The organism is Mycobacterium colombiense, assembly GCF_001665835.1.
GTDB classification, from domain to species: domain Bacteria; phylum Actinomycetota; class Actinomycetes; order Mycobacteriales; family Mycobacteriaceae; genus Mycobacterium; species Mycobacterium colombiense_A.
The window spans coordinates 34,607-59,386 of the sequence record NZ_LZSX01000027.1; the positions used below are offsets into that span (position 1 = coordinate 34,607).

Here is a 24,780-nt window from a genome sequence, read left to right on the forward strand (position 1 = left end):
ATGACGGCGTCCACCTACGTCCCCACGCTGGCCCGACCGATCGTCGGCGCCTATCGGGCCGCGACCGCCCCGACCATGCGGTTGGGGCACATGCTGCTGTTCTTCGTGCGGGCCGTGCTCGCCGTCCCGTCCGTGCTGCGCCAATACCGCACGGAATTCCAGCGATTGCTGTCGAATATCGCGTGGGGCAACGGCTCGATCGTCGTCGGCGGCGGCACGGCAGGCGTCGCGGTGGTGCTCGGATTCACCGCGGGCGCACTGGTCGCCGTGGAGGGCTATAACTTCCTCAATCTCCTCGGCCTGGGGCCGGCCACCGGCATCATCTCCTCGCTGGTCAACACCCGCGAGTTGGCGCCGATCATGGCGTCGCTGGCTTTCGCGATGCAGGCCGGCTGCAGGTTCACCGCGCAGCTGGGTGCCATGCGCATCGCCGAAGAGATCGATGCGCTGGAGTCGTTGGCCATCCGCCCCATCCCGTTCCTGGTCACGACGCGGCTCATGGCCTCCGTGATCGCCGTGATCCCGCTCTACGTCGCCTGCCTGGCCGTGACCTATCTGACGTGTCAGGTCGTCGCCGAGGTGATCAGTGGTGGGTCCGTCGGGCCGTACCTGCACTACTTCACGATGATGCTGAGCGCCAAGGACATTGCCTACTCGGTGGTCAAGTGCGTTGTCTTCGTCTGGCTTTCGTCCACCGTGCAGTGCTACTACGGCTTCTATGCCTCCGGCGGCCCCGAGGGTGTCGGGGTAGCCGCCGGGCATGCGATGCGGGCGAGCATCACCGTGGTGATCATGGTCAACATGTTGCTCACGATGGCGCTGTGGAGCATCGACGCCGGCGCGAGATTCGGTGGCTGAATGCCGAATTCACTGGACTTCGACGGGCGGGGCCCTTCCGACCACCAGCTGCTCGCCATGGGCGTCGCGGTGCTGCTGATAGCGGGCTTGGTCACGGGCAGCCTCCTGCTGAAGTCCACCGGCCGGCTCAACGCCTACATCCGCGTGGTCGCCGAGCTGACGAACGTGGGTGACGGATTGCCCGCCCGCTCCGATGTGAAGTATCACGGGCTGCTCGTCGGCGCCGTCGACAACGTCGTCCCGGCGGCCTACGGCAAACCCAACTACGTGCACATCAACCTCAAACCCGAATACGCCAACGACATTCCGGGTGCGGTAACCGCGCGTGTGGTGCCCAGTAACGTGTTCGCGGTCTCGTCGGTGCAACTCGTCGACGGAGGTCCGAGTTCGAGCATCCGCAGCGGGGCACGCATCCCCGAAGACGCGCAGCTTTCGACGGTGATCTTTCAGACCACGATCAGCAAGCTGCGTGACATCCTCGCCGCGACCGGCCGGGGCCGCGAAGACCACAGCATCGGAATACTGGCCGCCGTCGCGGCCGCCACCAATAACCGACGCGGCGCGCTGCTCACCGCCGGTGCGCAGATGACGCGGGTGCTCGATGAGCTCAACGGCATCGTTACCACCGACCCCGGACCGTCCACAGTTTCCGCGCTGCTGGATGCCACCCGGGGCCTGCAGTCCACAGCGCCCGACCTTGTCGACGTCCTGCATGACGCGGTCAAACCGATGCAGACACTGGCCGAAAAGCGTGAGCAGTTCCGGTCTCTGGTTACCGGTTCGCACCACACCTTCGGGGTGAGCCGGCAAGCGTTCGACAACCACACCGATCAGCTGATCGAGATGACGCAGAATCTCACGCCCGCCCTGGGTGTCTTCGCGTTGCACAGCGACAAGTTCGTGCCCATCTTCACCAGGCTGAACCGGTTGTCGGACAAGTTCTTCGAAGAGGTGTGGGATCCCGAACTCGACACGGGAAACATGCGGGTCAATCTGGCACTGACCCCGACCTACACCTACACGCGCGCCGACTGCCCGCGTTACGGCCAGCTAGTCGGACCGAGCTGCTACACCGCCCCGACGATCGCGGTGCGCCCCGACCTGCCCGAGGTTCTGCTGCCGCAGAACTACCATCCGCCCGCCGATCTGGCGCCGCCCCCGGGAACCCAGATCGGGCCCGACAACAACCTCGTTCCCGTCGGACCGCCGCTGTACAACCCCAACCCCAGCCTGCAGGACCCGAATCCGCCGTTGCCGTGGTGGCCGTGGCCGACCGGCCCGGCTCCCCGAGTCCCGGGAACCGCCGATCCCGACGACGCGCCACCCCCTTCGGGTCCGCCGCCGGCGCCAAGCCCAGGACCACCCGGTGCGGTCGCACCATCGGGGTACGGCGGCAACGTCGGTCCGGTTGGCAGCCAACACGAGCGTGACCAGCTGGGTTGGATCACCGGCCAGGGGCGGTCGGCGTCGGTGGCTACGCAGTTGTTGCTCGGCCCGGTGGCGCGCGGCACAACGGTCTCGCTGAAGCCCCAGCGGCAGCGGGCGGGTGGGCCGAAATGAAAGTGCGTGGCCCGCTGATCGGCCTGTCGATGTTCATGGCGCTCGCCATCGCCGTGACGTGGATGGTGTACGCCACCCTGCGGCGAGACGTGGCCGGGCCGACCACTGGGTACGCGGCGATGTTCACCGACGTGTACGGGCTCCGCGTCGGCGATGACGTCCGAATGGCTGGCGTACGGGTCGGCCGCGTCGAAAACGTAGAACTGACCGGCAAATTGGCGAAGGTCTCGTTCATCGTCGAAAACGAGCAGCACGTGTACGGCAACACGGTCGCGTCGGTGACCTACCAGAACATCATCGGGCAGCGGTACCTGGGCTTGTCACTGGGCGAAATCGGCAACCGGGCCCTGCTCCCCGCCGGAGGCGTGATACCGGTGCAGCAGACCGACCCGTCCTTCGATGTCGGTAAGTTGCTCAACGGTTTCGAGCCGCTGTTCACCTTGCTCAATGCCAAGGACGCCGACGACCTGACCAAGGGCGTGTTGCAGTCGCTACAGGGTGATCAGGCGTCCATCCCGCTGCTGGTGGAGCAGACGTCGACGATCACCCGGACGTTGTCGGCGCGCGATCAATCCCTGGGCGACCTCATCGGCAGCCTGACCAGGGTCACCGACACCGTCGCCCGGCAGAATGACGACCTCGATCACGCGCTCGACCAAACACGTGATGTGGTCGCCAATTTCGACGTCCGCCGTGCGTCATTGCAGGACTCGGTGGGGTCGATCGCCCGGGTGACCCGTCGGCTCTCGGCGATCGCCGACGACGTGGATCCGTCGTTGAACGACCTCATCACCCGAGAGCCCGGGTTCAGCAAGCATATGGTCGGCATCGAACCCCAGCTGGCCTTTACCGGAGACAACCTCCCACTGCTACTCAAGGGGTTTGCGCGAGCCGTCAGTGAGGGTTCCTACGGCAATGCCTACGCGTGCGACCTGAACGCCACCGGCTTCTTCCCGGGGCTCAACGACATCACGACATTCATCGTCAACGCGGCCACACCGGGCAACGCCTATCCGATCACCACCAAGAACATGGGGTGGCATACCCCGCGATGCAGGAACATGGCGAATGGCTGACTCACTCAAGGCCCGGTGGTCGCGGCGTCGTCCGCTGGAGTCATACAACAGGACCTGGCTGGGGCTGGCGGGACTGGCGGTCGTCGCCGTTCTCGTCGCGGTGTCGTTGGGTATCAAGCTGCTCGGTATCGGCTACACCCACTACACCGCCGAATTCCTGCAAGCCGCAACGCTGCGACCCGGCAACCCCATCACCATCGCCGGCATAGAGGTCGGACACGTCACCAGCATGAAGCTCGATGGGGATCACGTCGAAGCCGGGTTGAGCGTGCGCGACAACATCATCCTCGGCAAGGACACCCGAGCGGTGATCAAGGTGATGACCATCCTCGGTTCGCGCTATCTCGAGCTGGTGCCCGGCGGCTCGGGCTCCCTGCCGGCCCAGACGATCAGCCTGGCCCATACCGAGGTGCCCTACGACCTGCAGTCACTACTCGAAGACGCCACCACCACTTTCGAGCAGGTTGATTCCGACCAGTTCGCGCAGTCACTCGCGGTGCTGGGCAAGCAACTTGGCGGCGTGCCACCACTGATACCGCAGGCGGTCGCGAATCTGCAGACACTCTCGACCATCACCGCAGATCGGCGAGGCCAACTCGGCACATTACTGAAAAGCACTCAGCGAGTAGTCAATACCCTGAGGCGCCAGCAGACCAACATCGGGCATCTGATGGATCAGGGGCAGGATCTGCTCGGACACCTGGTGGCCCGCGAGGCCACCTTCCACGCCATGTTCGCCGGACTGACGGATCTTGTCGACCAGCTCGACAAGATCATCGTCAACAACCGGCCGCTGCTCGACGAGCTGTTCGCGAACCTGCACCAGCTGACGAACATGGTCGGCCAACACGATGACTTGCTGCGCAACCTCCTGCAGGTCGCGCCGGTGGCGCTGCGGGGCCTGACCAACGCCACGGGCTACGGGCCGGTCGTCGAGTTCAACCTTCCCAACGGCCTCGCCATCGATTCATGGATGTGTGCCATCAGCGGTCGCGCCAAAGAGTTCAAAATGATCCAGTACTTCAAGGACTGCAAATGACCTCCGGCACGCCCAAACTCATCGCCGTGGGCGCCGCGGTCGCGGCGCTGGCCGCCGTCGCCATCGGGTTGGTCGGTCATTACGTGAAGTCACGCTTGGACACCATGACGGTGACCGCGCAATTCGACAGCGCCGCGGGGCTTTACGAAGGGAATGTGGTGGCGGTGCTGGGCATGCCGGTGGGCAAGGTCAGCAAGGTCACGTCCAAAGGCAGCTACGTGGAAGCCGAGTTGACGGTGGACAAGAAAGTCAAGATCCCGGCGGCCGCCCGCGCGGTCACCATCACCACCTCCATCCTCACCGACCGGCAGGTGGAATTGACTCCGCCCTACCGGGGCGGGCCGGTGCTGAAGAACCACGACACGATCGGGCTGACCCGAACCAAGACGCCGGTGGCTTTCGATCGCGTGCTCGACATGCTCGACAAGGTTTCCAAATCGCTGAAGGGGGACGGAAAGGGTGGGGGCCCCGTCGCCGACCTGAGTGACTCCGCGGTCGCCATCACCGATGGCAACGGCAAGAAAATTCTGTCTGCTCTCGACCAGCTATCCAACGCGCTGCGCCTGAGCTCCGAGCGTGGTGGGACCACCCGCGAGCAGTTGACCACGATCATCACCGACCTCAGCTCGATAACGGAGGCCGCCGCCCGTAACGACACCAAAGTGCGTCAATTCGGTTCGACGACGCGCCAACTCAGTCAGATGCTCGCCGACGAGAAGTTCGGCGCCGGTACCACCGGACGCACCATCAACCGGATCCTCGAAGAAATCACCACGCTGCTCGAGCAGAACCGGGACAACCTCAAGCAGGCGGTGCGTAACGGCGACACCGTCGCCAAGACGATCGTCGAAGATCAGCGCGGAGTGTCCGAAATGCTTGACGTGCTCCCCATGACACTGGAGAACCTGTACAACACAGTCGATCAGAACAACGGAGCGATACGTGTGCACGGGCTGCTCGACAAGGCCCTTACCGACAGCCAGTCCGCCAAGGAACTCTGCAACCTCATGCACTTGCGCCAACTCGGCTGCAGCACAGGCACACTGCAAGACTACGGACCCGACTTCGGCCTGACCTACATTCTCGACGGTCTCTCGGCGATGGGGCAGTAGCGATGAAGGTGGTCAAGAACAAAACGTTGGCACTGGCGCTCAGCGCAGTCATGGTCAGTTCCGGTTGCGCCACCAACGGACTGTCCAGCCTGCCGCTGCCGGCACCAGGAATCGGCAACGGCGGATATCTACTGAATGCCATCTTCTCCAACGCGCTGAACCTTCCGGCCCACGCAAAAGTCAAACTCGCCGGCGCCGACGTCGGACAACTCGAATCGATGGTCGCGCGCAACTACACCGCCGTCACCACCCTGCGAATCATGGACGGCGTCCGGGTCCCCGTCGGCAGCACCGCAGAGCTACGGTCGGCGACACCGCTTGGTGACGTGTTCGTCGCGATCAAGCCACCGACCCCGATCGACCCCCGCGCGCCGCTGCTGAAAAGTGGCGACACCATCGGCCTGCCGGCGACCCGCGCCGCCGCCACCGTGGAAAGCGTCCTGAGCTCGGCCGCACTGCTGGTCAACGGCGGCGCAGTCCGCAACTTCACCAATATCGTCAACGGCGCGGGCAAGGCGACCGGCGACCAGGGACGCGCGTTCGGCGACCTGATCAACCGGACCAACCTACTTCTGAGCAAGCTCAATTCGCGCTCCGAGCAGATTGACGCGGCGGTGACCGAAACGGCAGGACTCGCCGACCGGCTGGATCAGAAGAACCAAGCGCTCACCGACGTTCTGCAAGCCGTAGGCCCGGCCACCAACGTATTGTCCAGCAATGCCGACGAAATCGCCGACGTGGTCGACGAGCTCGGCGCCACGACCCATCAGCTGTCCAAATTCCCGTCGATCGCCGGCACCGACAAGACGGGCCGCAGCGTCATCAAGGACGCCAACACCATCGCCGCCGCGTGGAATGACGTCGTGTTGAGCCCCGATACCAGCCTTGCCGGCCTCAACAGGTTGATCCCCCCGTTCGTGAAAGCCACTCCCAGCGACGCGATTTCGGTGCGCGGCAGCTTCGATCGGCTGGTCATGGGATCGCGGCCGGGTACCGGGGCGGAAACCGGGGGATTCAAGGGCGATCCGGCATTTCACGGACCCATGCGCCGCGACTGGAACTACATGATCGGCTCGATCAAATACGTCCTGTGGCGCCTGCAAGAACGGGTCGTGGGCCGCGGCCCCCAAACACCGATGGGCCAAAGCCCTTGGACGCCGGTCGGTCCGCCGCTTCCGCCCGCACCCGCCGGGGAGGCGCCGCCGGATCCGACGATCCCGGAGCCGCCGCGATGATCGAGACTATCGGCGGCCTCATCGTCGGCGCCGTCAGAGCCGGCCACCGCCAGCGCGCCTGGCTATCCGGGCTCGCGCTGGCGCTGACACTGGTGGTCGGCATCACCTACCTGGCGCTCGGGGCGCTACGGATCAATCCCCTGGAATCGACCTACCGGGTCACCATCCGATTACCCGAATCCGGTGGGCTGCTGGCCAACCAAGACGTATCGGTCCGCGGAATCCGGGTCGGGCGGATCCAGTCGCTGAGGCCCACACCCACCGGCGTCGAGGTCATCGCCACTATCAATGCCAATACCAAGATCCCCGCCACCAGCCCGGTACGAGTGTCCGGGTTGTCCCCGGCCGGCGAGCAGTACATCGATTTCGAGCCGGCATCTAACACCGGCCCGTTCCTGTCGAACGGCAGCGTGATCGGCCCACAACACACCGCCACGCCCATCCCGCTCTCACAAGTGCTCGCCGACGCCGATGGGCTGCTTGCCCAAACCGACCCAAAGAAGCTCGAAATCGTCAAGCGGGAACTGAGTTTGAGCAAGGAGGGCCCGCAGAAGCTGACCGACATCATCGACGGCTCCACCTTCCTGCTGTCGACGATCGACCCGGTGCTGCCGCAGACGGTGAGCATGCTCAAGACCAGCCGGGTGGTGCTGACCACCCTCTCCGACAAGAATGCCGGCCTGGGTGCGACGTCGCGCAATGTCGGCGACCTCATGACCGGCGTGAACAAGATGGACCGTGGCTACCGCAAATTGGTCGATCAGACCCCGCACGCCCTGTCCACGGTGGACAACCTGTTCGACGACAACTCCGACACCATGGTCGGGCTGCTGGCCAATCTGGTGACCACCGCACGGATCATCTACCTCCGTGTCCCGGCGTTGAACGCGGTCTTCCCCGACTATCGCGGCTCCACACTCGAGGCCCTGATGACCACCATGCACGAGCATGGACTGTGGGCGACCGCCGACATCTACCCGCGCTACACATGCGACTACGGCACCCCCCGGCGGCCGTCGTCATCGGCGGATTACCCCGAGCCCTTCCTGTACACCTACTGCCGAGACGACGACCCCCAGGTATTGGTCCGTGGCGCCAAGAACGCGCCCCGACCGGGCGGTGACGACACCGCGGGGCCACCGCCGGGCGCCGACCTCGGTCAAACGGCAGATCCAACCCCGAAGGGGCGCTTCACCATTCCCACGCCGTACGGCGGACCGGTGCTGCCGATAGAGCCGCCCCACTAAATACACGAGCATTCGAGAACGCAAGGAGGCACCACCATGACGATCACCGCCGACCAGGAATGCAGCACAAGCGACGACATCGAGAAGCCGCCCGCCGACGAGCAATTGGCCCCGGTGGACGCCGGCAAGCACATCGCAAAAGGCGCCCGGCCGTGGAAACGCTACGCCCGCATCATGCTCGTCGTCGCCGCCTACGCGGGAGCGGTCGGCCTCGCCGGCGGGCTGGGCTGCAAGCTATGGGACGAGCACGCGGTGGGCCAGGCCGGGCAGGCCGCCCAGCGGACGGCGGTCAACTATGCCCAGGTGCTGACGAGCATCGATTCCAACCAGGTGGACCAGAACTTCGCTGCCGTACTTGACGGAGCCACAGGGGAATTCAAGGACACCTACACCAAAGCCAGTGTTCAGCTTCGGCAGTTGCTCATCGACAACAAGGCCGCGGCGCACGGCACAGTGGTGGACTCTGCGATCCAATCGCAATCGAAAAACAAGGTGGTGGTGTTGTTGATGGTGGACCAGACGGTCAACAACGCGGTGCGTCCCGACGGCCGGGTAGACCGAAGCCGGATGAAGGTCACGATGGAAAACGTCGGTGGCCGCTGGCTGGCCAGCAAAGTCGAATTACCTTAGGACGTTTCGATTATGCGGATGATCCGGCTTTGGGTCGCGGCGGCGGCGACGGCGGTGTTGAGCGCACCGGTGGCATCGGCGTCGGCGCAGTCGTTTTGCGGCGATCTCGGCGGCGATTGGGACGGGCAGTACTGCAACACCTCGGTGCTGTCCGAGCGAAAAGCCGTTCGCGACATCAAGATGGCGCTGCCCGGTGATCTGGTCGAGAGTCCCACCAGCGGGCCACCCATCCGCGAATACCTGCGCAACCTGATGAACAACTGGCGTACCAAGGGCGCTTCAATGGTCCAGGACAGTTGGGGTGAGGAGAACTATCAGGTGTTCCCCCATGGGCGCGCGCTCACAGTGGCCTTCCACGAGGACTACCACGCCGACGGTCCGGCGTTCAACAACGCCTATCGCACTTTCACCTTCGATATGGCGGGAGGCAGGCAGTTACAGCTTGCCGACATCACCAAGCCGGGGGTCGATCCGCTGACCGCCATTCCGCCGTTGGCCGAGCCGTTCATCCAGGAGGCGCTCGACCGCGCGGCATGGCAGCACAACCTGGGCACGTATCCGTTCACCGTCGATCGATGGACACCGGACAAGGTGTTCTCGGGGGGCTACAAGGCGTGGGCGCTCACGCCCGACGAGCTGATCCTGTACATGCCGGACTACCCGGTCGGCCACGACTCTCCCATCCAGTACGGGCAGTCCGAGCAATGGTCGATGGACGGAGGCGCCGTCGAGCCACACATTCCGCTCAGCGCACTCGGCTCGGTGCTGCGTACGGAATTCGGCGGAGCGTAACGGGGATAGACGTCTGATGACCTCGGGTACAACGCTGCGTCCAGTCGTGCGTGGTCGGCTCACCGACTGCGCGATTCCGGTCGTCTACCGATCGCCCGGACAGCCGCCGCTGCGGCTACGGTGATCTGTATGCCGTCGGCTGGCCGCTCGTCCGCAGATCAGGTAAAGCGGCGCCCGAAGGACCGCAAGGTCCAGATCGCCCGCGCCGCCACCGATGCGTTCAGCGAGTTGGGCTATCACGCGGTCAGCATGGAGAACATCGCGGCGCGGGTGGGAATCTCCGCGGCCGCGTTGTACCGCCACTCGCAGGGCAAATACGACTTATTCCGCGACGTCTTCTTGGCGCTGGGGCAGCAACTCGTCGACGCCACGGCATTCGCGGATGCTTTGCCAGCCGGTGGCGATCCCGAGGAACAACTTCGCGCGCTCACCGCTGCGCTCATCGACACCACAATCGTGAACCGCACCGCCGGCGGACTGTATCGGTGGGAGGGTCGCTACCTGAGGGGCGACGATCAGCGCGCCCTGGCCGAACAGATCAAACTGATCAACCGGCGCCTGCAGCGTCCGCTGATGAGGCTGCGGCCGAAATTGACGTCGCGGCAACGCTGGATCTTGTCCGCGGCCACCCTGAGTGTCATCGGCAGCATCACCGACCACCGGTCCCGCCTGGGTAATGCCGAGATCCGCGCGGCCCTGGCCGATATCGCTACCGCGGTGTTGCATGCCGAGTTGCCGAGCCTGCGGGATCGCGGATCCGACCAGTCGCGGTCTTCGACGCTGACCAGCGCGGCCGGAAGCTATGAGCTTCTCTTGCACGAATCGATGCGCCTATTCAACGAGCGCGGCTATCGCGAAACCGGGATGGAAGACATCGCCGCGGCGGTCGGCATACCGGTCGCCAGCATCTATCAATACTTTCCGGGGAAGGCCGCCATTTTGGCGGTCTACTACCGGCGCGCCGCCGACCAACTCTCCGGCGACCTGTCCAGCATTCTGGCCACCAACGCCGACCCGGAACAGGCGCTCGCGCAACTCATCGAGGCCTACGTCACCCGGTCATTCGCCAACCCCGAACTGGCCTGCGTGTACTACACCGAGCGTCACAACCTTCCGGACACAGACGCGGTGTTGCTCTACAACATTCAGCGCTCCACCGTCGAATCCTGGGCTAGCCTCGCCGTCGCGGCCAGCCCGGAACTCACCCTCGGCCGCGCCCGCTACGCCGTACACGCCGCGTTCGCGCTCGCGGTGGACACCGGGCGCCTGGTCTACCCCAACACCAGTGCGGCCGCGAGCCTCACGGTGCGCCGCCTGATGGAGGTCACGGTGCTGGGACGACCGGCCGCAGCAGCCCGTAACGCGCCCCGGGCCGGCCGGCAGCGGCACTGACAGGGTTTCGGGGACGGTCCTCGGCCGAAGAATGAATCTCCACTTGCTAGTTGGACATTCACCCTCCCGGAGCATCCGGGCCGTTCGAACGTCCCGTTCCGGCACCGCATCTCCGTAATGGACCGCGGTTCCTGAGCGCTGCCGATCGGCGGACGGCACTACCGGGTCGCACGAACAACCATTAACATAGATGCGTCTAATCCGCGCGCCGGGGCGGGCGGTGCTCATCACTTCGGGTGGGCCGGCTTCGACCCGGCAGCGCCCCGCGCGAAAGGCATGCCCATGCTCGCCAGGATTCGCACACTCCTGGAGTATCAGTTGACCATCGCCGAACTGCTGGGCCTGGCAATACTGCTGGGGACCCCGTACCTGATCGTCGGCGTGATCTGGTCGAGCACCCACACCCAGCATCTGCACGACATGCATGGGGCCGATCTGGTGGTGTCGTTCCTCGGCTCGATCGTGTCATGGCCGGTGCTGCTTTTCGCCAACGTGTGTATGACTTAGGGGGCTCGCATGGTCAACCGCGGGCCGCTGATCGTCTTCGCTGCCGTGGTGTTCCTGGCCGGGGGGCTCTTCGCGCTGTACCTCCCGGTATTCATCGACGCCTACGATCAGTTCGGCTGGCAAGTCAAGTGCGGCAACGGTTTTACGACAGAGCTGAACCAGGCGTCAAGCGCGGTCGGCCCGGCGGGCACCAACTACGTTGACCAATGCGGTAACGCGCTGATGGTGCGACGCCTGTGGGCCATCCCGACGGCGGTCCTGGGCGGGATGGCCCTGACTTGGCGGGCAGCAGCGGTACTCGCCCATGACCACCGGCGGCCGGCGCCATCAAGGTCCGCGGCGCAATCTCCATCCTGAGACCGATGGCGGCTAATGCAGGACCAAACACCCTGTGAATAACTAGCTTTCGCCGACTACCGCGTGCTCTCGTCGGGAAGATCGTGCCGAGATTGATGCAATCCCGGGCCGTCAGGATCTTCGTCCTGGTGATCGAGTTCCTCCTGCAGCTTGCGCTGTTCCTCGGTTGCCTTCCGCGCGTCCTCGGGCGCAGCGGGCGGGTCGAAGTTGACTTGCTGATCCACCGAGATCTCCTCTGAACGTCTGCACTGCCTCTACTCAGGATCTCCCGAATGGCGGGCCCCGAAACCCGGCCAACCTTGACGGTGCCGATCGCGCTGCTCACGGCGCCGCGGGGGTCAATATTGCTTGACCACCGAGCGCGGCGCCCTCGGCCTCGGCATGGAATCGAAGGCGCAAACCCGGGCCAGAAGCGCCCTGGCCGCCGGACAGACCGCAACATCGGCGGCCGGCGTCGCGGCGGCGGACCAGGAGCAGGGACGCTCCCGCCGACGGCCGCGATCGGTCGTCGACCCCGGATACCGCTACGAATTCATCGAGGCCGATGACGAAGCAGCCGAGGTCGCATCGGCAGCGCCGGATCGGTATCGGCCCTCGGGCTCCGGCGGCTCGATACAGGGCTTCGCCGGCACGCTACCCAAGCCGGACGTGCGCGCTTCGGGCCTGATCACGTTGGCCGGCAACGAATCCGGTGACGGCGCCCGTATACCGATGCTGCCGGAGAGCTGGGGCGGCCCTTAGGGCGCGCCCTCCGTGGTGCGGTCAGCCGAGGTGCGCGGACAGTAACCAGGCGCCCACGGACTTGCGACCGTTGTCCTCGTCGCGAATGTCGGCACCGGCGAAGGCCTCAAAGCCCGCCAGGAAACTCTCGGGCACGTTGGCGTGGATGCGGGCCGGCCGGATCTCGTCGATCACCCAGTACTTCGAGACCACCTCACGCAACTCGGGCTCGGTGACCGCATTGACGGGGCCATCGGCCGGCATTGCGGCGCGGTCGAAGACGAGCACGAAGTACGAGGCGCCCGGCGCGGCGGCGCGCACGATCGACTGCTGATAGCCCTCGCGCAATTCAACGGGCATCGAGTGGAACAGGGTGCTGTCGACGATGGTTCCGAAGCGGCCGTCATAGCCGGTGAAGGCGCTGATATCCGCGACGTCGAAGGTGGCACTGGCCAGGCCCCGCCGAGCGGCTCTCTCGGTCGCCAGCGCGACGGCGGTGGGCGACTGGTCCAGACCCACCGTGGTGAAGCCGCGCTCGGCGAGGTACAGCGATACCGCCGCCTCGCCGCAACCGGCATCGAGCACGTCGCCGTGGAACTTGCCGTCCTCGATGAGGGCCGCGATCTCTGGCTGCGGCTCACCGATGCTCCACGGCGGCCGGTTGCCCTCACCCATCTCGGGAGCCTCACCTCGGTAGGCGGATTCGAACATCTCTGAAGTCGGTTGTGTCATGACATCGTTTATATCAACCGCCCTGATATATGTCAACGGGGCTGATATAGAGGGCCGCGGTCGCCGGCTCGCTGGATGGCGGCTTGGGTGCCGGACGAAATTCGCGCGCCACTAACCCCAGCTGGGGTTGGCGTTACTCCTACTTGAGGGTCGCGGTCAGGTAGCCGGACGCTTCGCCGAATGAGGCCAGCTCGTCCTTGGGTACCGCGAAACCCTGGGCGGCGAAAGCCTGCTCGGTGGTCTCGATGTCGATTCGCCAACCGCGTGCGGCCAGGTATTCGCCGGCGGGATTGCGGTCGCCGGTGTAGAACAACTCGGCCAGATTGATGTTGGAGCCGATGCGCTGCGACCGCTCGGTCAGCTTCTGCGCCCAATCCGCGGGAATGTCGCGCAGGTCCATGTGTTCGGTGGCGATCCGGCTGCCCGGCGCCGAAACGGCGACGATGTTGTCGAACAACCGGTCTTGCGCCTCGGGCGGCAGGTAAACCAGAAGCCCCTCGGCGCTCCACGCGGTCGGCTTTTGCGCATCGAACCCGGCGGCCGCGAGGGCAGACGGCCAGTCGTCGCGCAGGTCCATCGACACGGTGCGGCGCTCCGCGGTGGGTGTGGCGCCCAGATCGGCCAGGGTCCGGGTCTTGAATTCGATCACCTCGGGCTGGTCGATCTCGTACACGACCGTGCCCGCCGGCCAGGGCAGCCGGTAGGCCCTGGTGTCCAGGCCGGACGCCAAAATGACGGCCTGCTGGATACCCGATTCGGTCGCCCGCACGAAGAAGTCATCGAAGAACCGGGTGCGCACCGTGATCTGCTCCTTCACGGCTTGGCGGTTCAGCAGCGGATCGTCGCTGCGGTCAAGCTGGTTGTCGAGGAGCTTGATGAAGACATCGCTTCCCACCGCACGGACCAGCGGATCGGCCCAGGGGTCGTTCAGCAAGGCGTCCGGGCCCTGGGACGCGATCGCTCGCTGCGCGGCGACTGCCGTTGCGGTGGCCCCGACGCTGGACGCCAGATCCCATGTGTCGTTCTCGGTGCGGGCCACGCCCATCTCCTCTCCGCGACCTGCGCGCATTTAGTTAGCTTATTTAAGCGACTCCTCAACTGTACTCCTTGGCGCGCGGGCCGCCGATTCAAGCGGCGCCGACCGTGCCAGGCAAGGCCCCGGGGAATGTGGTGGTAGGGCGCGGGTGTTCGCTGTAGGTATGGCTGACGAAATCGAATTGAGCCCGCGGGGTTGGGTGCGCGACCAGACCGAACAGATTTTGAGTCGGGGCACGACCGATGGAGTCGAGGTCTTCGATCGGCCGATCGTTCTGCTGACCGTCACCGGGGCGAAGTCCGGCAAGCAGCGCTACGTCCCGTTGATGCGGGTCGAGAAGGATGGCCGCTACGTCATCGTCGCGTCGCACGGCGGCGCCCCTGAGCATCCGGTTTGGTATTTCAATCTGAAGGCGAATCCTGCGGTGACGCTGCAAGACGGTGACAAGGTTGTCAGGTTGACGGCTCGTGAGCTCGAGGGAACCGAGCGCGAGGAGTGGTGGCAGCGGGCCGTTGAGGCGTTTCCTCCCTACGCGGAATACAAGACGAAGACGGCGCGACAGATCCCCGTTTTCGTGTTGGAGTAGTCGCTTTCGGCCCCCTGGCGGGCCCCTTGGCACTGGGTGCCGAAAAAATTTGCATTCGATATGCACTCGGCTGGTCCGGTTGACCCCCTGTGTCCTGCCCACCTACCTTCGAACGCATAGGCCAGGCATGCCCCGACGAACAATGACGTTCAGGTAGTTGTAATCGCCTGCGCTACACGGCTTTACATATCTTCGGCCTGCCGTGACCGGGCGGATATCGAAAAGCCCACCGCCGATGACCAATTCAGGGGAGGGCCAGTGCAACACGTGAAACAGCCAGAACCGCAGGGCATGGAGGATGGCGCTCCGTCTCGACGCGACCGGGTGCGTGAGGTCCTGCAATACGATCTGCCGGCCTCGTTGGTGGTCTTCCTGGTGGCGCTGCCGTTGTCGCTCGGAATCGCGATCGCCTCGGACGCGCCAGTTCTCGCCGGCCTGATTGCAGCGATCGTCGGGGGAGTCGTCGGCGGATGGATCGGCGGATCGCCGTTACAGGTCAGTGGCCCGGCGGCTGGGCTGACCGTTGTCGTCGCTGAACTGGTCTCGCAGTTTGGCTGGGCCATCACATGTTTCATCACGGTGATCGCCGGGATCCTGCAAGTCCTGTTGGGGTTCAGCCGCATTGCCCGAGCCGCCCTGGCGATATCACCGGTGGTGGTGCATGCGATGCTGGCAGGCATCGGCATCACGATTGCGCTACAGCAGGTGCATGTGCTGCTGGGCGGCGCCTCGAAGAGCTCGGCCTGGAGCAATGTCACCGGACTGCCCGCACAGATCATGGGTGCGCACCGGCCGGGGCTTGTCCTGGGTCTCCTCGTGATCGCCATTCTGGTTGCCTGGCGTTGGGTTCCGGCCCGGGTGGCCAAGGTCCCCGGCCCACTCGTCGCAATCGTGGCGGTCACGGCCATTTCAGTGATCTTCCCGTTCAACGTATCCCGCATCCTGCTGGATGGCTCAGTGCTCGATGCACTGCGGCTGCCGTCGGTGCCGCACGGGAATTGGGGTGCTGTCGTCGTCGCCGTCATCACCGTCACATTGATCACCAGCGTGCAGAGCCTGCTGACGGCGGTATCGATCGATCGCATGCACACCGGCGCGCGAACCGACTTCAACCGCGAGCTGATCGGGCAGGGCGCGGCGAACATCGCGTCGGGTGCCATCGGTGGGCTTCCCATAGCCGGCGTCATCGTGCGCAGCGCCGCCAACGTGAACGCCGGCGCCAAGACGCGCGCCTCGACGATCATGCACGGCGTCTGGATACTGCTGTTCGCCGTGCCATTCGCGGGACTCGTCGAAAAGATCCCCACCGCAGCGCTTGCGGGCCTGCTCATCGTCATCGGCATCGAGCTCTTGAAGCCCGCGCACATCGAAACCGCTTTGCGCAACGGCGATCTCGCCGTCTACCTGGTGACCGTGGTTTGCGTCGTCTTCCTCAACCTGCTGCACGGCGTCATGATCGGCCTGGCGCTGGCCGTCGCCGTGACCGGTTGGCGGGTGGTGCGAGCCAGGATCGAGGCCGAGCCCGTCGGTGACGGGTGGCACGTCGTCGTCGAGGGCGCGTGCACCTTCCTGGCTCTACCCCGGCTGACCGGAGTCCTGGCGTCAGTGCCCGAACGCACTTCGGTCACCATCCACCTGCTCACGAATTATCTCGATCACGCGGCGCACCAAGCGATCAGCGACTGGCAACGACGGCACTGCGCTACCGGCGGACAGGTCCATGTTCGTGACATGGTCGACACGAGTGAATCTGACGCCCTGGCCGCCACCGGTCTCATGGAATCCGTTGGTCCCGCAGGGAAGTCATCGAAGGCTAACCGCCGTAACGTGCACCTGAGCCTCGTCGAGGAGTTGTCCGCGTCAGGGGCCAAGTAACCGCCCGGCGCGGCTACCTCAGGTCGGCGGCGACCTGCTCCAAGGCGGCGAGGTGTTCGTCGACATTCGCGAAACCGGCCTTCATGGTGTTCACCGAAAGATGGCTGGCACCGGCGGCTTTCCACGCGGCGATGGTGGCGGCCAGCTTGTCGCGGTCTTCGATCCAACTGACCCGGCCTTCCATTCCGAGGCTCTTCGGGTCGCGACCGGCCGATTCGGCCGCGCGGTTCACCTGTTCGAGCGCGTGGTCGAGGCCGGGGCCGGGCTCCAGCATCGGAAACCAGCCGTCGCCGAGGCGACCGGCACGCTCGTACGCGCGATCGGAGGCCGCGCCGAACCACACCGGTATCGGGCGCTGGGTGGGCAGCGGGGCCAGGCCGGCCGCGGTCACCGTGTGGTACTTGCCGTCGTAGGTGACCGACCGTTCGGTCCACAGTTTGCGCATCACCTCGACCTGCTCCTCGGAGCGTCTGCCGCGGTTGGTGAACGACTCTCCGAGCGCCTCGTACTCAACGGCGTTCCAGCCCAAACCAATTCCGAATCTGAAGCGGCCCCCGGTGAGCACATCGACCTCGGCGGCCTGCTTGGCGGCCAGCACCGTTTGGCGCTGCGGCAAAATGATCACCCCGGTGACGAGTTCCAGTGAGGTGACCGCGGCCAGGTAGCCGAACATGACGAACGGCTCATGAAAGGTCGAGTCGATGTCGTAGGGCCCCTGGAAGCCGTGATGCACCGTCGGGTCGGCGCCGACGACGTGGTCGTAGGCGAGGATGTGAGTGAACCCGAGTTCCTCGACGCGCTGACCGTACGTGCGGAGGACGGCGGGGTCCGAGCCGAGCTCGGTTTGCGGGAAGACGACTCCAATGCGCATTGGCTGTGCAACCGCATGGGATCGGGTTTACTTCCCGTGCGACGAAAGACGCAGCGCACCAATCACTGCAAATGTTTTGGGGGCGGTGTCGTCTTCTCACCTCTCGGCAAGTGGTCGCTCGAAGCGACGGTTCTGGTGTGGTACCCGGGGGAATGGCCGACACCGCCAGGCTCATCAACCACGGTAGTTGGCGGGATATTCCACTGCCGGATGACCGAGTCGGTAGCCGGCTTCCAGCATGATGTAGTCGTGACGGTGGACAGGGTCCGTGGGGTGCTGGGCGTCGGCGAGATGGAGCCGACATTCGAACAAGAGTTGGCGGCGCGTTACGCGATTCCGAAGCTTCCCGACGGACCCGCGCGAAGGCAGTTCCTGGCCGAGCACGGCGCCGGTGTGCGCGTGCTGGTGACATCGGGATCACCCGGCGTCGATGCCGCCACGATCGCGGCCCTGCCCAACCTGGAGGCCATCGTCAACAACGGGGCCGGGGTGGACCTGATCGACTTGGGTGCGGCGAAGCGCCGCGGCATCGGCGTGAGCAACACTCCCGACGTGCTGTCGGACACGGTCGCCGACACGGCAGTGGGCCTGATCCTGATGACACTGCGCCGTTTCGGTGCCGCCGATCGCTACGTGCGCGCCGGTCGATGGGCACGCGACGGTGCGTTTCCCTATGCCAGAGATGTCAGCGGCCTGCAGGTCGGCATCCTGGGACTGGGCCGGATCGGTTCGGCGATCGCGACCCGGCTACTCGGATTCGACTGCGCCATCGCCTATCACAACCGCCACCGCATGGAGGGATCGCCATTCCGCTATGCCGGGTCGCCTATGGAGCTCGCCGAGTCGGTCGACGTCCTGGTGATCGCCACCACGGGCGACCGCAACACACACAAGCTGGTCGACCGTGCGGTGCTGCAGGCCTTGGGTCCCGAGGGTTACCTGATCAACATCGCGCGGGGCAGCGTCGTCGACCAGGATGCGCTGGTGGAATTTCTGGCCGCCGGGGAACTGGCGGGCGCCGGGCTGGACGTCTTCGCCGAAGAACCGCAGGTACCGGCCGAATTGCTCGACCTGGACAACGTGGTGCTGCTCCCGCATATCGGCAGCGCCACCGCGCGGACCCGGCGGGCCATGGCACTGTTGGCGATCCGCAACCTGGACAGCTACCTCGATACCGGCGAATTGGTCACACCCGTCCTGCCGCGGCGCCGTTAGAACCTGCTTGAAACGCGGCTCGGCGCCATGACCTGGCGATTCGGGACGGCTATCCATCTGTGCCCGAAGCGATACTCGCCGAAGGTTATTGCCCCCTCCGCATCTGGGTATGCGGCTTTTATGAGTCTGTCGGAGACTGCCGCGCCGGTGCGGCTGACGCTGGCCGGCACAGCCCGCCCCGATACGGCGGCGGAGTGGCGTCGGGCGCTGCAACGGTGGCTGCAGCAAGAGGTGCGCGCGCCGGAAGAAATTCGTGAGGACGTCGTCCTGGGCGTCAACGAGGCGCTGGCGAATTGTGTTGAGCACGCCTACCGCACGCATCGCGAGGCCGGCGCTATGAAACTTCAGGCCAGTTACGACCCCGACGCCGAGTCGATCCGGGTCTGCGTCAGCGACCGCGGAAACTGGCGGAAGCCCCTGTCCACGCACTCCAGCGACCCCTACGCGTCGCGCGGCATCACGCTGATGCACGGCCTCGCCGACCACTGCACCATCCATGCCCGCCCCAACGGCACCAGCGTCTACCTGGACTACGCGACCGACGCGGAGGCCGCCGGTCATTACCACCTCGACGCCCCGGTACCGCCCGAATCAGGCGCCTGATCGCGCCGATGGGGTGAACTTGACCGGCATCTTTTCCAGACCGCTGACAAAGTTCGCCGGACGCAGCGGCAGCGCGTCCCCGGACGCCAGCCGCATATCCGGCAGGCGTTTCAGCAGGCGCTCGAGCATCATCGACAGCTCCAAGCGCGCCAGCTGATTGCCCAGACAGAAGTGGGTTCCGAACCCGAAGGCCAGATGATTGTTGGGGTATCGGTCGATGCGGAAGTTCTGCGGATCCCCGAACACCGCCTCATCGAAGTTCGCCGATTCGAAAAGCAGGATGATCTTCTCGCCCTGCTTGAGCTGCGCGCCGTGAAAGTCCAAGTCGGCGGTCATGGTGCGGGCCATATTTTTGACCGGGGCGGTCCACCGCAGCATCTCCTCGATCGCGTTGGGTAGCAGCGCCACGTCGTTGACCAACCGCTGGTGCTGTTGCGGGTGCCGCAGGATTTGCGCGGTACCGCCGGACAGCGTGTGCCGAGTGGTCTCGTCGCCGCCGATCAGGAGTAACAACACCTCGGTGACGATCTCGTGGTCGGCCAGCTTTTCGCCGTCCACCTCCGCGTGCACCAACACACTGACCAGGTCATCGGTCGGGTCCGCCTTTCGCGCCGCGATCATGCCCGTCATGTATTCGGTGTAAGCGGCGAATGCATCCACCGACACCTGGAAATCCTCCTGCGCGGTCGTGCTGCTGAGCAGGGTCACCATGTCGTCCGACCAGCGAAGGAACATCTGGCGCTCCTCCGGAAGCACCCCGAGCATGTCACCGATCACCGCCATGGGAAGCGGCGCGGCGAGGTCCCAGACGAAGTCGCACTCGCCCCGTTCGCAGACGTTGTCGATCAGCGCATCACACAGCGCGCCGATCGAGTGCTCCCTGTCTTTGACGCGTTTGCGGGTAAAGCCCGCATTGACCAGCTTGCGTCGCAGCAGATGCGTGGGGTCGTCCATTGCGATCATCATCGGGGGCGCGTCCTGGTCCGGCCGGATACCGCCGGCATTGGAGAACAACTCCGGCGCACGCTCGGCGTCGATCACCGCCTGGTAGCTCGCCGCGGCCGCCAGGCCATTGCGGTCCCGAAAGACCGGTTCGTTCTCGCGCATCCACTGATAGACCGGCCGCGAGTCGCCCGCGTAGAAGGCCCCGTCGGTCAGGTCGATGTCGGGCCGCAGCTGGCTGCGCGTATCGATGGTGCTTGGCACGGTTCACCCTTCTCCCGCCTGCGCTGACTTACCGTGGACCTTACAGTAGGAACTGTGGTACTCCCCACAGAAGGTTTCGGCACGGTCGGTGTCAGGGCCGCTCGTCGGCGGGGCGCCGCGTTGGCGGGCTCACACGCCCGGGAGACGTCGAGCGATGCAACGCGTCTCAGATGCCCGCGATCAGTTCCAGATCCTTCAGGGCGGCCTCGAGGTGGCCGAGCATCCGCTGCAGGTGCGGGACGCTGCGGCGGCATCCGACCAGACCGAAGTCGAGGTTGTCTGCGTTGTTGGTGACGGTGATGTTGACCGCTTGGCCGTCGAGTGGGATTGACAGCGGATAGTTTCCGTCTAATCGCGCTCCGCGCCAATACAATTGGTCGGAGTTACCGGTCGAAACGTTGGAGATGACGATGTTGAACGGCGGTGAGGCCGCGGACAGGTAGCCGGGGATCAGACCGAAGAACAATCCCCCGATGTTGAAGGCGGACAGGGCCAGCTGCTGAACGGGAGGTAGCTGCCAGAACACCTCTTTGGTCTCGCGGATGGACGCGCTGATCGTCTCCAGCCGCCTCGCGGGGTCGTCAAGGTTGGTTGCGAGGTTGCACAGGAAGGTCCCGACGTTGTTCCCGCCGCGGTCATCGTCGTCCTTGCGCAGATTCACCGGGACCATGGCGGTCAGGGGCGCGTCCGGAAGGGCGTTCTGGTCCAGGAGGTAGGCGCGTAAAGCCCCGGCGGACATGGCGAGGATGACATCGTTGATCGTCGTATCGGTGGCCGCCTTGACCGCCTTGATGCGCTCCAGCGAGTAGGACTGGGCCGCTACCCGGCGGGCGCCGCCGATCCGCACATTGAACATCGAGCGCGGGGCCCGGAACGGCAGGGTCAGTTGTTGTTCGAGCAGCGCCGCGCGCGCGAGCTTGAGCGTGGACGGCGCCAAGGCGAGCGCCGATCCCGCGGTGCGGCCGACCCGGTCGAAGAGGGACGACCGATGCCGTCGCCCGCTGCGCTTACGCGGACCCAGGGTCCACGGCACCCGCACCTCGTCGTCGTGCGGATCGGACGTGAAGGCGCGCTGCACCAGGCGTAGCGCCGAGACACCGTCCATGAGGGAGTGGTGATACTTCGTATAGACCGCGTACCGCCCGTCCTGCAGGCCCTCGACGAGATGCGCCTCCCACATCGGACGGTGCCGATCGAGCAGGCCACCGTGCAGCCGTGATGCCAACTCGAGCAGGTCCCGGACTCGTCCGGGTTCGGGAAGAGCCGACCGGCGCAGGTGGTAGTCGAGCTCGACCTCCTTGTCGAAGGACCAGGCGACGTTGGTGAGGCCGCCGAAGAAGGCCGGGTGCTTACGGAAGGACGGCTGGACGTCCGTGCACTCGAGCATCGCGTGATACGCCTCGCGCACGAAGTGGGGACCGGCGTCCTTCGGCGGCTCGAAGAGCTGCAGCGAGCCCACGTGCATCGGGTGTTCGCGTGACTCGCCGATGAGGAACAACGCGTCCATCGGTGATATCGGTTCCATAGTTGTTCCCATTCCGTCCGCTGCGCCGTCCGTCCAGCACATGCCCCTTTCGTATTAGCCGCGCAGAGCGATTGCTAATCGCGAATGAGCGTTCGGACTCGCGGTCGGTAAGAGCGCTTGCGTGCGCGTCCGTTTGCGTATCGGCGCTCAAGGGGGACCTGCTTGCGTTGCTCACGCAGCCGCGCCTCGTCGTGCGGCCAGGCGGCCGCATCGGGCTGCCGGTTTTCTCGCCCGTCGAGGTATTCCGTCAAACCTTCTGGAACACAATCACTTTCCGATGCCAAGTGCTACGTGAGCTGTTGGCCGGGGCGTCGCTTTGCGTCGAGCGGCTGCTAGCGCCCGGTGGCCTGGAAGATCACCCGGCGCGCGATCTGGACCGCGTGGTCGGCGAAGCGTTCGTAGAAGCGGCCCAACAAGGTGGCGTCCACGGCGGCGGCGACCCCCTGCGTCCATGCGGGATTCATCAGCATCGCCAGCAGCCGGTGGTGCAGCTCATTCATCGCGTCGTCGTCGTGGCGAATCTGGGCCGCCCGGCGCGGGTCTTGCGATATCAACACCTGCCGCGCCCCGAAGGCCAGTGCCTCTGCCGCCTCACCCATGGCGGCGACGTAGGGCCGCACCTCGGCGGAAACGGCCGGATAAGGGTGACGGCGGCGGGCGATTTCGGCGATGTGCACGGCCAGCTCGACCATCCGTCGCGCATCCGCGGCGATCCGGAGGGCGCTGACGACCGCGCGCAAGTCGGTGGCCACCGGCGCCTGCAACGCCAACAGCGCGAACGCGGTCTCCTCGACGTGGGCCTCGAGGGCGATGATGCTGCCGTGTCCGGCGATGACGGATTCGGCCGTCGTCAGGTCGTTTTCCAGCAGCGCCTCGCTCGCTTGTGAAATCGCCTCGGCGGCCATCGCGCACATGTCTGCGAGCTGGTCGGTCAGCGTGTCCAGCTGCTGGTGAAAACCGGTCCTCATCTTCATCGAATAACCCGCTACCGCCAAATAAACCCCCGTAGAACGGCAGAAAGTCCTTATGGGTTGCCCGCTAGCTGATGTCCTCGGCGAGCGCGCGAGCCTCCCGCTCGGTTTCGACGGCGGGCCCGGAGCCGGGCAACGGCTTGCCGGCGACCTCTGGAGTGAACAGCAACGTGATGGCTCCCACCACGCCGGCGAAGATCAGCATGTAGGCCGGCACCATCACGTTGCCGGTGCCGGATACCAGCGCCTGGGCGATCAGCGGTGTGATGCCGCCGACGAGGGAAATCGAGATGTTGTACGAAATCGCCAGCGCCCCGTAGCGCACGTTGGTGGGAAACAAGGCCGGCAGCATGGCCGGCCCGGTGCTGTCGAAGCACAGCTCCATCAGGCCAATCAGCAGCACACCGATGAAGATCACCGGGTACACGCCACCGAAACGGATGAGCAGGAAAGCCGGGATGGAGGCCCCGATCAGCAGCCCGCAGCCCGTCCACATGATGGGTTTGACGCCGATGCGGTCGGACAAGCCGGCGACGAGCACCACGGTGACCATCAGGATCGCCAGCGTCGACACGATCATGACCAGTCCGGCGGTGTGCCCGACGCGCACGAAGAGTCTGAGGTAGGTCGGCAGATATCCGGTGAGCATGAAGTCGGCGACCTGGGAGGTCAGCACCAGCGCCGCGCAGATCAGCATCGGGCGCCACTGGGCCGCGACCATGCGCAGAATTTGCCGCGGGCCTTGGCCGCCCGAAGCGGGCGCACCGTCGTTCGCGCTCTGGTAGGCGGAGGACTCCTTGAGCCGAAGCCGTAGGTACAGGGCGACCAGGCCGAAGGGCAGGCCCAGCAACAGTGGAATCCGCCAGCCGTACGCCAGCATGTCGTCGTCCGGCAGCCAGGTCTGTAGGCCAGTCACCAGCAACCCGGCCAGGACGAATCCGACCAGGTTGCCCATCGGCAAGAAGCCGACCATCATGCCGCGTTTGTGGTCGGGGGCCTGCTCGACGAGATAGGTCATCGCGCCGACGTACTCGCCGCCGGTCGACAGGCCCTGAAAGATTCGTGCGATGACGAGCAGGATCGGCGCCCAGATGCCGATGGTGCTGTAGGTCGGCAGCAGGCCGGTCATGGTGGTGCTCACCGTCATCATGAGGATGGTGACCACCAGCACCCGGTGACGCCCGATGCGGTCGCCCAGCGGGCCGAAGATGAATCCGCCGAGCGGGCGCACGACGAACGCCGCCGCCAGCGTGCCGAAGGTCGCGATGAGGTGTACGCCGCTGACGCTCTTGCCGGGGTAAAACACCTGCGCGATCGTGGTGGCGATATAGCCGTAGACCCCGAAGTCGTACCACTCCATGAAGTTGCCGATGGCGGTACCCAAGATGGTCTGCCGCATCGCCGGATCGGCGACCCTGATGTCTTTACGGGCCCATTTCCTCCGGCGGCGTCGAATACCCATCGAATGATGGCTTACCCGAAACATTCCCGGGGCGAACCAGCGGGGTCGGGTAATCAGACCCTTCTGCGGGGTACCCCGAGACCGCCGCGATCATCCGGCCAGGCCGCGGGCGGACGTGATCGGTTCCGGAAACGCCAGCTAGGCGCGCATCGCCGACGCCGCCGACACCGCCG

General features: G+C 65.4%; 25 protein-coding genes. 17 read left to right on the plus strand and 8 right to left on the minus strand.

Annotated features, from left to right (window positions below; genetic code table 11):
• From A5760_RS05675 to A5760_RS05730, 12 genes are all read left to right on the plus strand, one after another.
• On the plus strand, positions 1-858 hold the full coding sequence (locus A5760_RS05675) for an ABC transporter permease (RefSeq protein ID WP_064878513.1): 858 nt from the start codon (positions 1-3) through the stop codon (positions 856-858).
• A complete protein-coding gene (locus tag A5760_RS05680) occupies positions 859-2,418 on the plus strand; it encodes an MlaD family protein (RefSeq protein WP_064878515.1) in 1,560 nt (519 codons plus the stop codon). It abuts the gene before it with no gap.
• Positions 2,415-3,494 (plus strand): MlaD family protein, encoded by a 1,080-nt coding sequence (locus tag A5760_RS05685; RefSeq protein ID WP_064878517.1) that lies wholly within the window; start codon positions 2,415-2,417, stop codon positions 3,492-3,494. Before A5760_RS05680 ends, A5760_RS05685 begins: the two co-directional genes overlap by 4 nt.
• Positions 3,487-4,533 carry an MCE family protein gene (locus tag A5760_RS05690; RefSeq protein WP_064878518.1) on the plus strand — a complete coding sequence of 349 codons (1,047 nt, stop codon included), beginning with the start codon at positions 3,487-3,489 and terminating at the stop codon, positions 4,531-4,533. Before A5760_RS05685 ends, A5760_RS05690 begins: the two co-directional genes overlap by 8 nt.
• A complete protein-coding gene (locus A5760_RS05695; protein WP_064878519.1) occupies positions 4,530-5,645 on the plus strand; it encodes an MCE family protein in 1,116 nt (371 codons plus the stop codon). Before A5760_RS05690 ends, A5760_RS05695 begins: the two co-directional genes overlap by 4 nt.
• A 2-nt stretch (positions 5,646-5,647) precedes the next feature.
• On the plus strand, positions 5,648-6,880 hold the full coding sequence (locus A5760_RS05700) for an MlaD family protein (protein WP_064878521.1): 1,233 nt from the start codon (positions 5,648-5,650) through the stop codon (positions 6,878-6,880).
• Entirely contained in the window at positions 6,877-8,127 is a 1,251-nt protein-coding gene (locus A5760_RS05705) for an MlaD family protein (protein WP_064878622.1), read from the plus strand. Before A5760_RS05700 ends, A5760_RS05705 begins: the two co-directional genes overlap by 4 nt.
• Positions 8,128-8,163: 36 nt before the next feature.
• Positions 8,164-8,757, plus strand: a complete 594-nt coding sequence (locus A5760_RS05710; protein WP_064878523.1) for a hypothetical protein — start codon at positions 8,164-8,166, stop codon at positions 8,755-8,757.
• Between the two features lie 12 nt (positions 8,758-8,769).
• Positions 8,770-9,549, plus strand: coding sequence for a mannan-binding family protein (locus tag A5760_RS05715; protein WP_064878525.1), 780 nt, complete (start codon positions 8,770-8,772; stop codon positions 9,547-9,549).
• A gap of 129 nt (positions 9,550-9,678) precedes the next feature.
• Entirely contained in the window at positions 9,679-10,941 is a 1,263-nt protein-coding gene (locus tag A5760_RS05720) for a TetR/AcrR family transcriptional regulator (RefSeq protein WP_064878527.1), read from the plus strand.
• Between the two features lie 282 nt (positions 10,942-11,223).
• Entirely contained in the window at positions 11,224-11,448 is a 225-nt protein-coding gene (locus A5760_RS05725) for a hypothetical protein (RefSeq protein WP_064878624.1), read from the plus strand.
• Positions 11,449-11,457: 9 nt separating this feature from the next.
• Positions 11,458-11,805 (plus strand): hypothetical protein, encoded by a 348-nt coding sequence (locus A5760_RS05730; RefSeq protein WP_064878529.1) that lies wholly within the window; start codon positions 11,458-11,460, stop codon positions 11,803-11,805.
• Positions 11,806-11,861: 56 nt separating this feature from the next.
• Here A5760_RS05730 and A5760_RS26945 read toward each other — a convergent pair whose 3' ends face one another.
• Positions 11,862-12,029 carry a hypothetical protein gene (locus A5760_RS26945; RefSeq protein WP_196772001.1) on the minus strand — a complete coding sequence of 56 codons (168 nt, stop codon included), beginning with the start codon at positions 12,027-12,029 and terminating at the stop codon, positions 11,862-11,864.
• A 124-nt stretch (positions 12,030-12,153) separates the two neighbouring features.
• Between A5760_RS26945 and A5760_RS05735 the strand changes: the two genes are divergently transcribed.
• Positions 12,154-12,546, plus strand: coding sequence for a hypothetical protein (locus tag A5760_RS05735; protein WP_064878531.1), 393 nt, complete (start codon positions 12,154-12,156; stop codon positions 12,544-12,546).
• A 21-nt stretch (positions 12,547-12,567) separates the two neighbouring features.
• Here the strand turns inward: A5760_RS05735 and A5760_RS05740 are convergent, their stop codons facing one another.
• Together A5760_RS05740 and A5760_RS05745 are read right to left on the minus strand one after the other, a co-directional pair.
• Positions 12,568-13,257: a class I SAM-dependent methyltransferase gene (locus tag A5760_RS05740; protein WP_064878533.1), complete on the minus strand. Its 690-nt coding sequence runs from the start codon at positions 13,255-13,257 to the stop codon at positions 12,568-12,570.
• A 139-nt stretch (positions 13,258-13,396) separates the two neighbouring features.
• Positions 13,397-14,302: a class I SAM-dependent methyltransferase gene (locus A5760_RS05745; RefSeq protein ID WP_231122556.1), complete on the minus strand. Its 906-nt coding sequence runs from the start codon at positions 14,300-14,302 to the stop codon at positions 13,397-13,399.
• A gap of 154 nt (positions 14,303-14,456) precedes the next feature.
• On the opposite strand from A5760_RS05745, the gene A5760_RS05750 reads away from it, so the two are divergent.
• A complete protein-coding gene (locus A5760_RS05750; protein WP_064878535.1) occupies positions 14,457-14,879 on the plus strand; it encodes a nitroreductase family deazaflavin-dependent oxidoreductase in 423 nt (140 codons plus the stop codon).
• 291 nt (positions 14,880-15,170) lie between these two features.
• Positions 15,171-16,754 carry a SulP family inorganic anion transporter gene (locus tag A5760_RS05755; protein WP_064878628.1) on the plus strand — a complete coding sequence of 528 codons (1,584 nt, stop codon included), beginning with the start codon at positions 15,171-15,173 and terminating at the stop codon, positions 16,752-16,754.
• Positions 16,755-16,767: 13 nt separating this feature from the next.
• Here A5760_RS05755 and A5760_RS05760 read toward each other — a convergent pair whose 3' ends face one another.
• Positions 16,768-17,625 (minus strand): LLM class F420-dependent oxidoreductase, encoded by an 858-nt coding sequence (locus tag A5760_RS05760; RefSeq protein ID WP_064878537.1) that lies wholly within the window; start codon positions 17,623-17,625, stop codon positions 16,768-16,770.
• A 210-nt stretch (positions 17,626-17,835) separates the two neighbouring features.
• Here A5760_RS05760 and A5760_RS05765 point away from each other — a divergent pair, with 210 nt between their 5' ends.
• Both A5760_RS05765 and A5760_RS05770 read left to right on the plus strand, forming a co-directional pair.
• Positions 17,836-18,840 carry a 2-hydroxyacid dehydrogenase gene (locus tag A5760_RS05765; protein ID WP_419538223.1) on the plus strand — a complete coding sequence of 335 codons (1,005 nt, stop codon included), beginning with the start codon at positions 17,836-17,838 and terminating at the stop codon, positions 18,838-18,840.
• A 147-nt stretch (positions 18,841-18,987) separates the two neighbouring features.
• Positions 18,988-19,443, plus strand: coding sequence for an ATP-binding protein (locus A5760_RS05770; RefSeq protein ID WP_064878632.1), 456 nt, complete (start codon positions 18,988-18,990; stop codon positions 19,441-19,443).
• On the opposite strand, the gene A5760_RS05775 is transcribed toward A5760_RS05770, so the two are convergent.
• The 4 genes from A5760_RS05775 to A5760_RS05790 all read right to left on the minus strand — a co-directional run bounded on the left by A5760_RS05775 (position 19,432) and on the right by A5760_RS05790 (position 24,544).
• Positions 19,432-20,649 carry a cytochrome P450 gene (locus tag A5760_RS05775; RefSeq protein WP_064878539.1) on the minus strand — a complete coding sequence of 406 codons (1,218 nt, stop codon included), beginning with the start codon at positions 20,647-20,649 and terminating at the stop codon, positions 19,432-19,434. The two genes, A5760_RS05770 and A5760_RS05775, sit on opposite strands and share 12 nt — an antisense overlap.
• A gap of 166 nt (positions 20,650-20,815) precedes the next feature.
• Positions 20,816-22,174, minus strand: coding sequence for a WS/DGAT/MGAT family O-acyltransferase (locus A5760_RS05780; protein ID WP_064878541.1), 1,359 nt, complete (start codon positions 22,172-22,174; stop codon positions 20,816-20,818).
• 332 nt (positions 22,175-22,506) lie between these two features.
• On the minus strand, positions 22,507-23,142 hold the full coding sequence (gene phoU, locus A5760_RS05785; protein WP_064878634.1) for a phosphate signaling complex protein PhoU: 636 nt from the start codon (positions 23,140-23,142) through the stop codon (positions 22,507-22,509).
• A gap of 70 nt (positions 23,143-23,212) precedes the next feature.
• On the minus strand, positions 23,213-24,544 hold the full coding sequence (locus tag A5760_RS05790) for an MFS transporter (RefSeq protein WP_064878543.1): 1,332 nt from the start codon (positions 24,542-24,544) through the stop codon (positions 23,213-23,215).
• Positions 24,545-24,780 lie beyond the last annotated feature (236 nt).

Excerpts from the sequence above, each read along its gene's own strand:
- A5760_RS05790 (WP_064878543.1), bottom strand. The coding sequence starts at position 24,544 with ATGCGGCAGACCATCTTGGGTACCGCCATCGGCAACTTCATGGAGTGG.
- A5760_RS05760 (WP_064878537.1), bottom strand. The coding sequence starts at position 17,625 with ATGCGCATTGGAGTCGTCTTCCCGCAAACCGAGCTCGGCTCGGACCCC.
- A5760_RS05755 (WP_064878628.1), top strand. The coding sequence starts at position 15,171 with ATGGAGGATGGCGCTCCGTCTCGACGCGACCGGGTGCGTGAGGTCCTG.
- A5760_RS05680 (WP_064878515.1), top strand. The coding sequence starts at position 859 with ATGCCGAATTCACTGGACTTCGACGGGCGGGGCCCTTCCGACCACCAG.
- A5760_RS05730 (WP_064878529.1), top strand. The coding sequence starts at position 11,458 with ATGGTCAACCGCGGGCCGCTGATCGTCTTCGCTGCCGTGGTGTTCCTG.
- A5760_RS05740 (WP_064878533.1), bottom strand. The coding sequence starts at position 13,257 with ATGACACAACCGACTTCAGAGATGTTCGAATCCGCCTACCGAGGTGAG.
- A5760_RS05705 (WP_064878622.1), top strand. The coding sequence starts at position 6,877 with ATGATCGAGACTATCGGCGGCCTCATCGTCGGCGCCGTCAGAGCCGGC.
- A5760_RS05765 (WP_419538223.1), top strand. The coding sequence starts at position 17,836 with ATGACCGAGTCGGTAGCCGGCTTCCAGCATGATGTAGTCGTGACGGTG.
- A5760_RS05725 (WP_064878624.1), top strand. The coding sequence starts at position 11,224 with ATGCTCGCCAGGATTCGCACACTCCTGGAGTATCAGTTGACCATCGCC.
- A5760_RS05675 (WP_064878513.1), top strand. The coding sequence starts at position 1 with ATGACGGCGTCCACCTACGTCCCCACGCTGGCCCGACCGATCGTCGGC.
- A5760_RS05700 (WP_064878521.1), top strand. The coding sequence starts at position 5,648 with ATGAAGGTGGTCAAGAACAAAACGTTGGCACTGGCGCTCAGCGCAGTC.
- A5760_RS05720 (WP_064878527.1), top strand. The coding sequence starts at position 9,679 with ATGCCGTCGGCTGGCCGCTCGTCCGCAGATCAGGTAAAGCGGCGCCCG.
- phoU (WP_064878634.1), bottom strand. The coding sequence starts at position 23,142 with ATGAGGACCGGTTTTCACCAGCAGCTGGACACGCTGACCGACCAGCTC.
- A5760_RS05750 (WP_064878535.1), top strand. The coding sequence starts at position 14,457 with ATGGCTGACGAAATCGAATTGAGCCCGCGGGGTTGGGTGCGCGACCAG.
- A5760_RS05710 (WP_064878523.1), top strand. The coding sequence starts at position 8,164 with ATGACGATCACCGCCGACCAGGAATGCAGCACAAGCGACGACATCGAG.
- A5760_RS05745 (WP_231122556.1), bottom strand. The coding sequence starts at position 14,302 with ATGGGCGTGGCCCGCACCGAGAACGACACATGGGATCTGGCGTCCAGC.
- A5760_RS05695 (WP_064878519.1), top strand. The coding sequence starts at position 4,530 with ATGACCTCCGGCACGCCCAAACTCATCGCCGTGGGCGCCGCGGTCGCG.
- A5760_RS05780 (WP_064878541.1), bottom strand. The coding sequence starts at position 22,174 with ATGGAACCGATATCACCGATGGACGCGTTGTTCCTCATCGGCGAGTCA.
- A5760_RS05715 (WP_064878525.1), top strand. The coding sequence starts at position 8,770 with ATGCGGATGATCCGGCTTTGGGTCGCGGCGGCGGCGACGGCGGTGTTG.
- A5760_RS05690 (WP_064878518.1), top strand. The coding sequence starts at position 3,487 with ATGGCTGACTCACTCAAGGCCCGGTGGTCGCGGCGTCGTCCGCTGGAG.
- A5760_RS05685 (WP_064878517.1), top strand. The coding sequence starts at position 2,415 with ATGAAAGTGCGTGGCCCGCTGATCGGCCTGTCGATGTTCATGGCGCTC.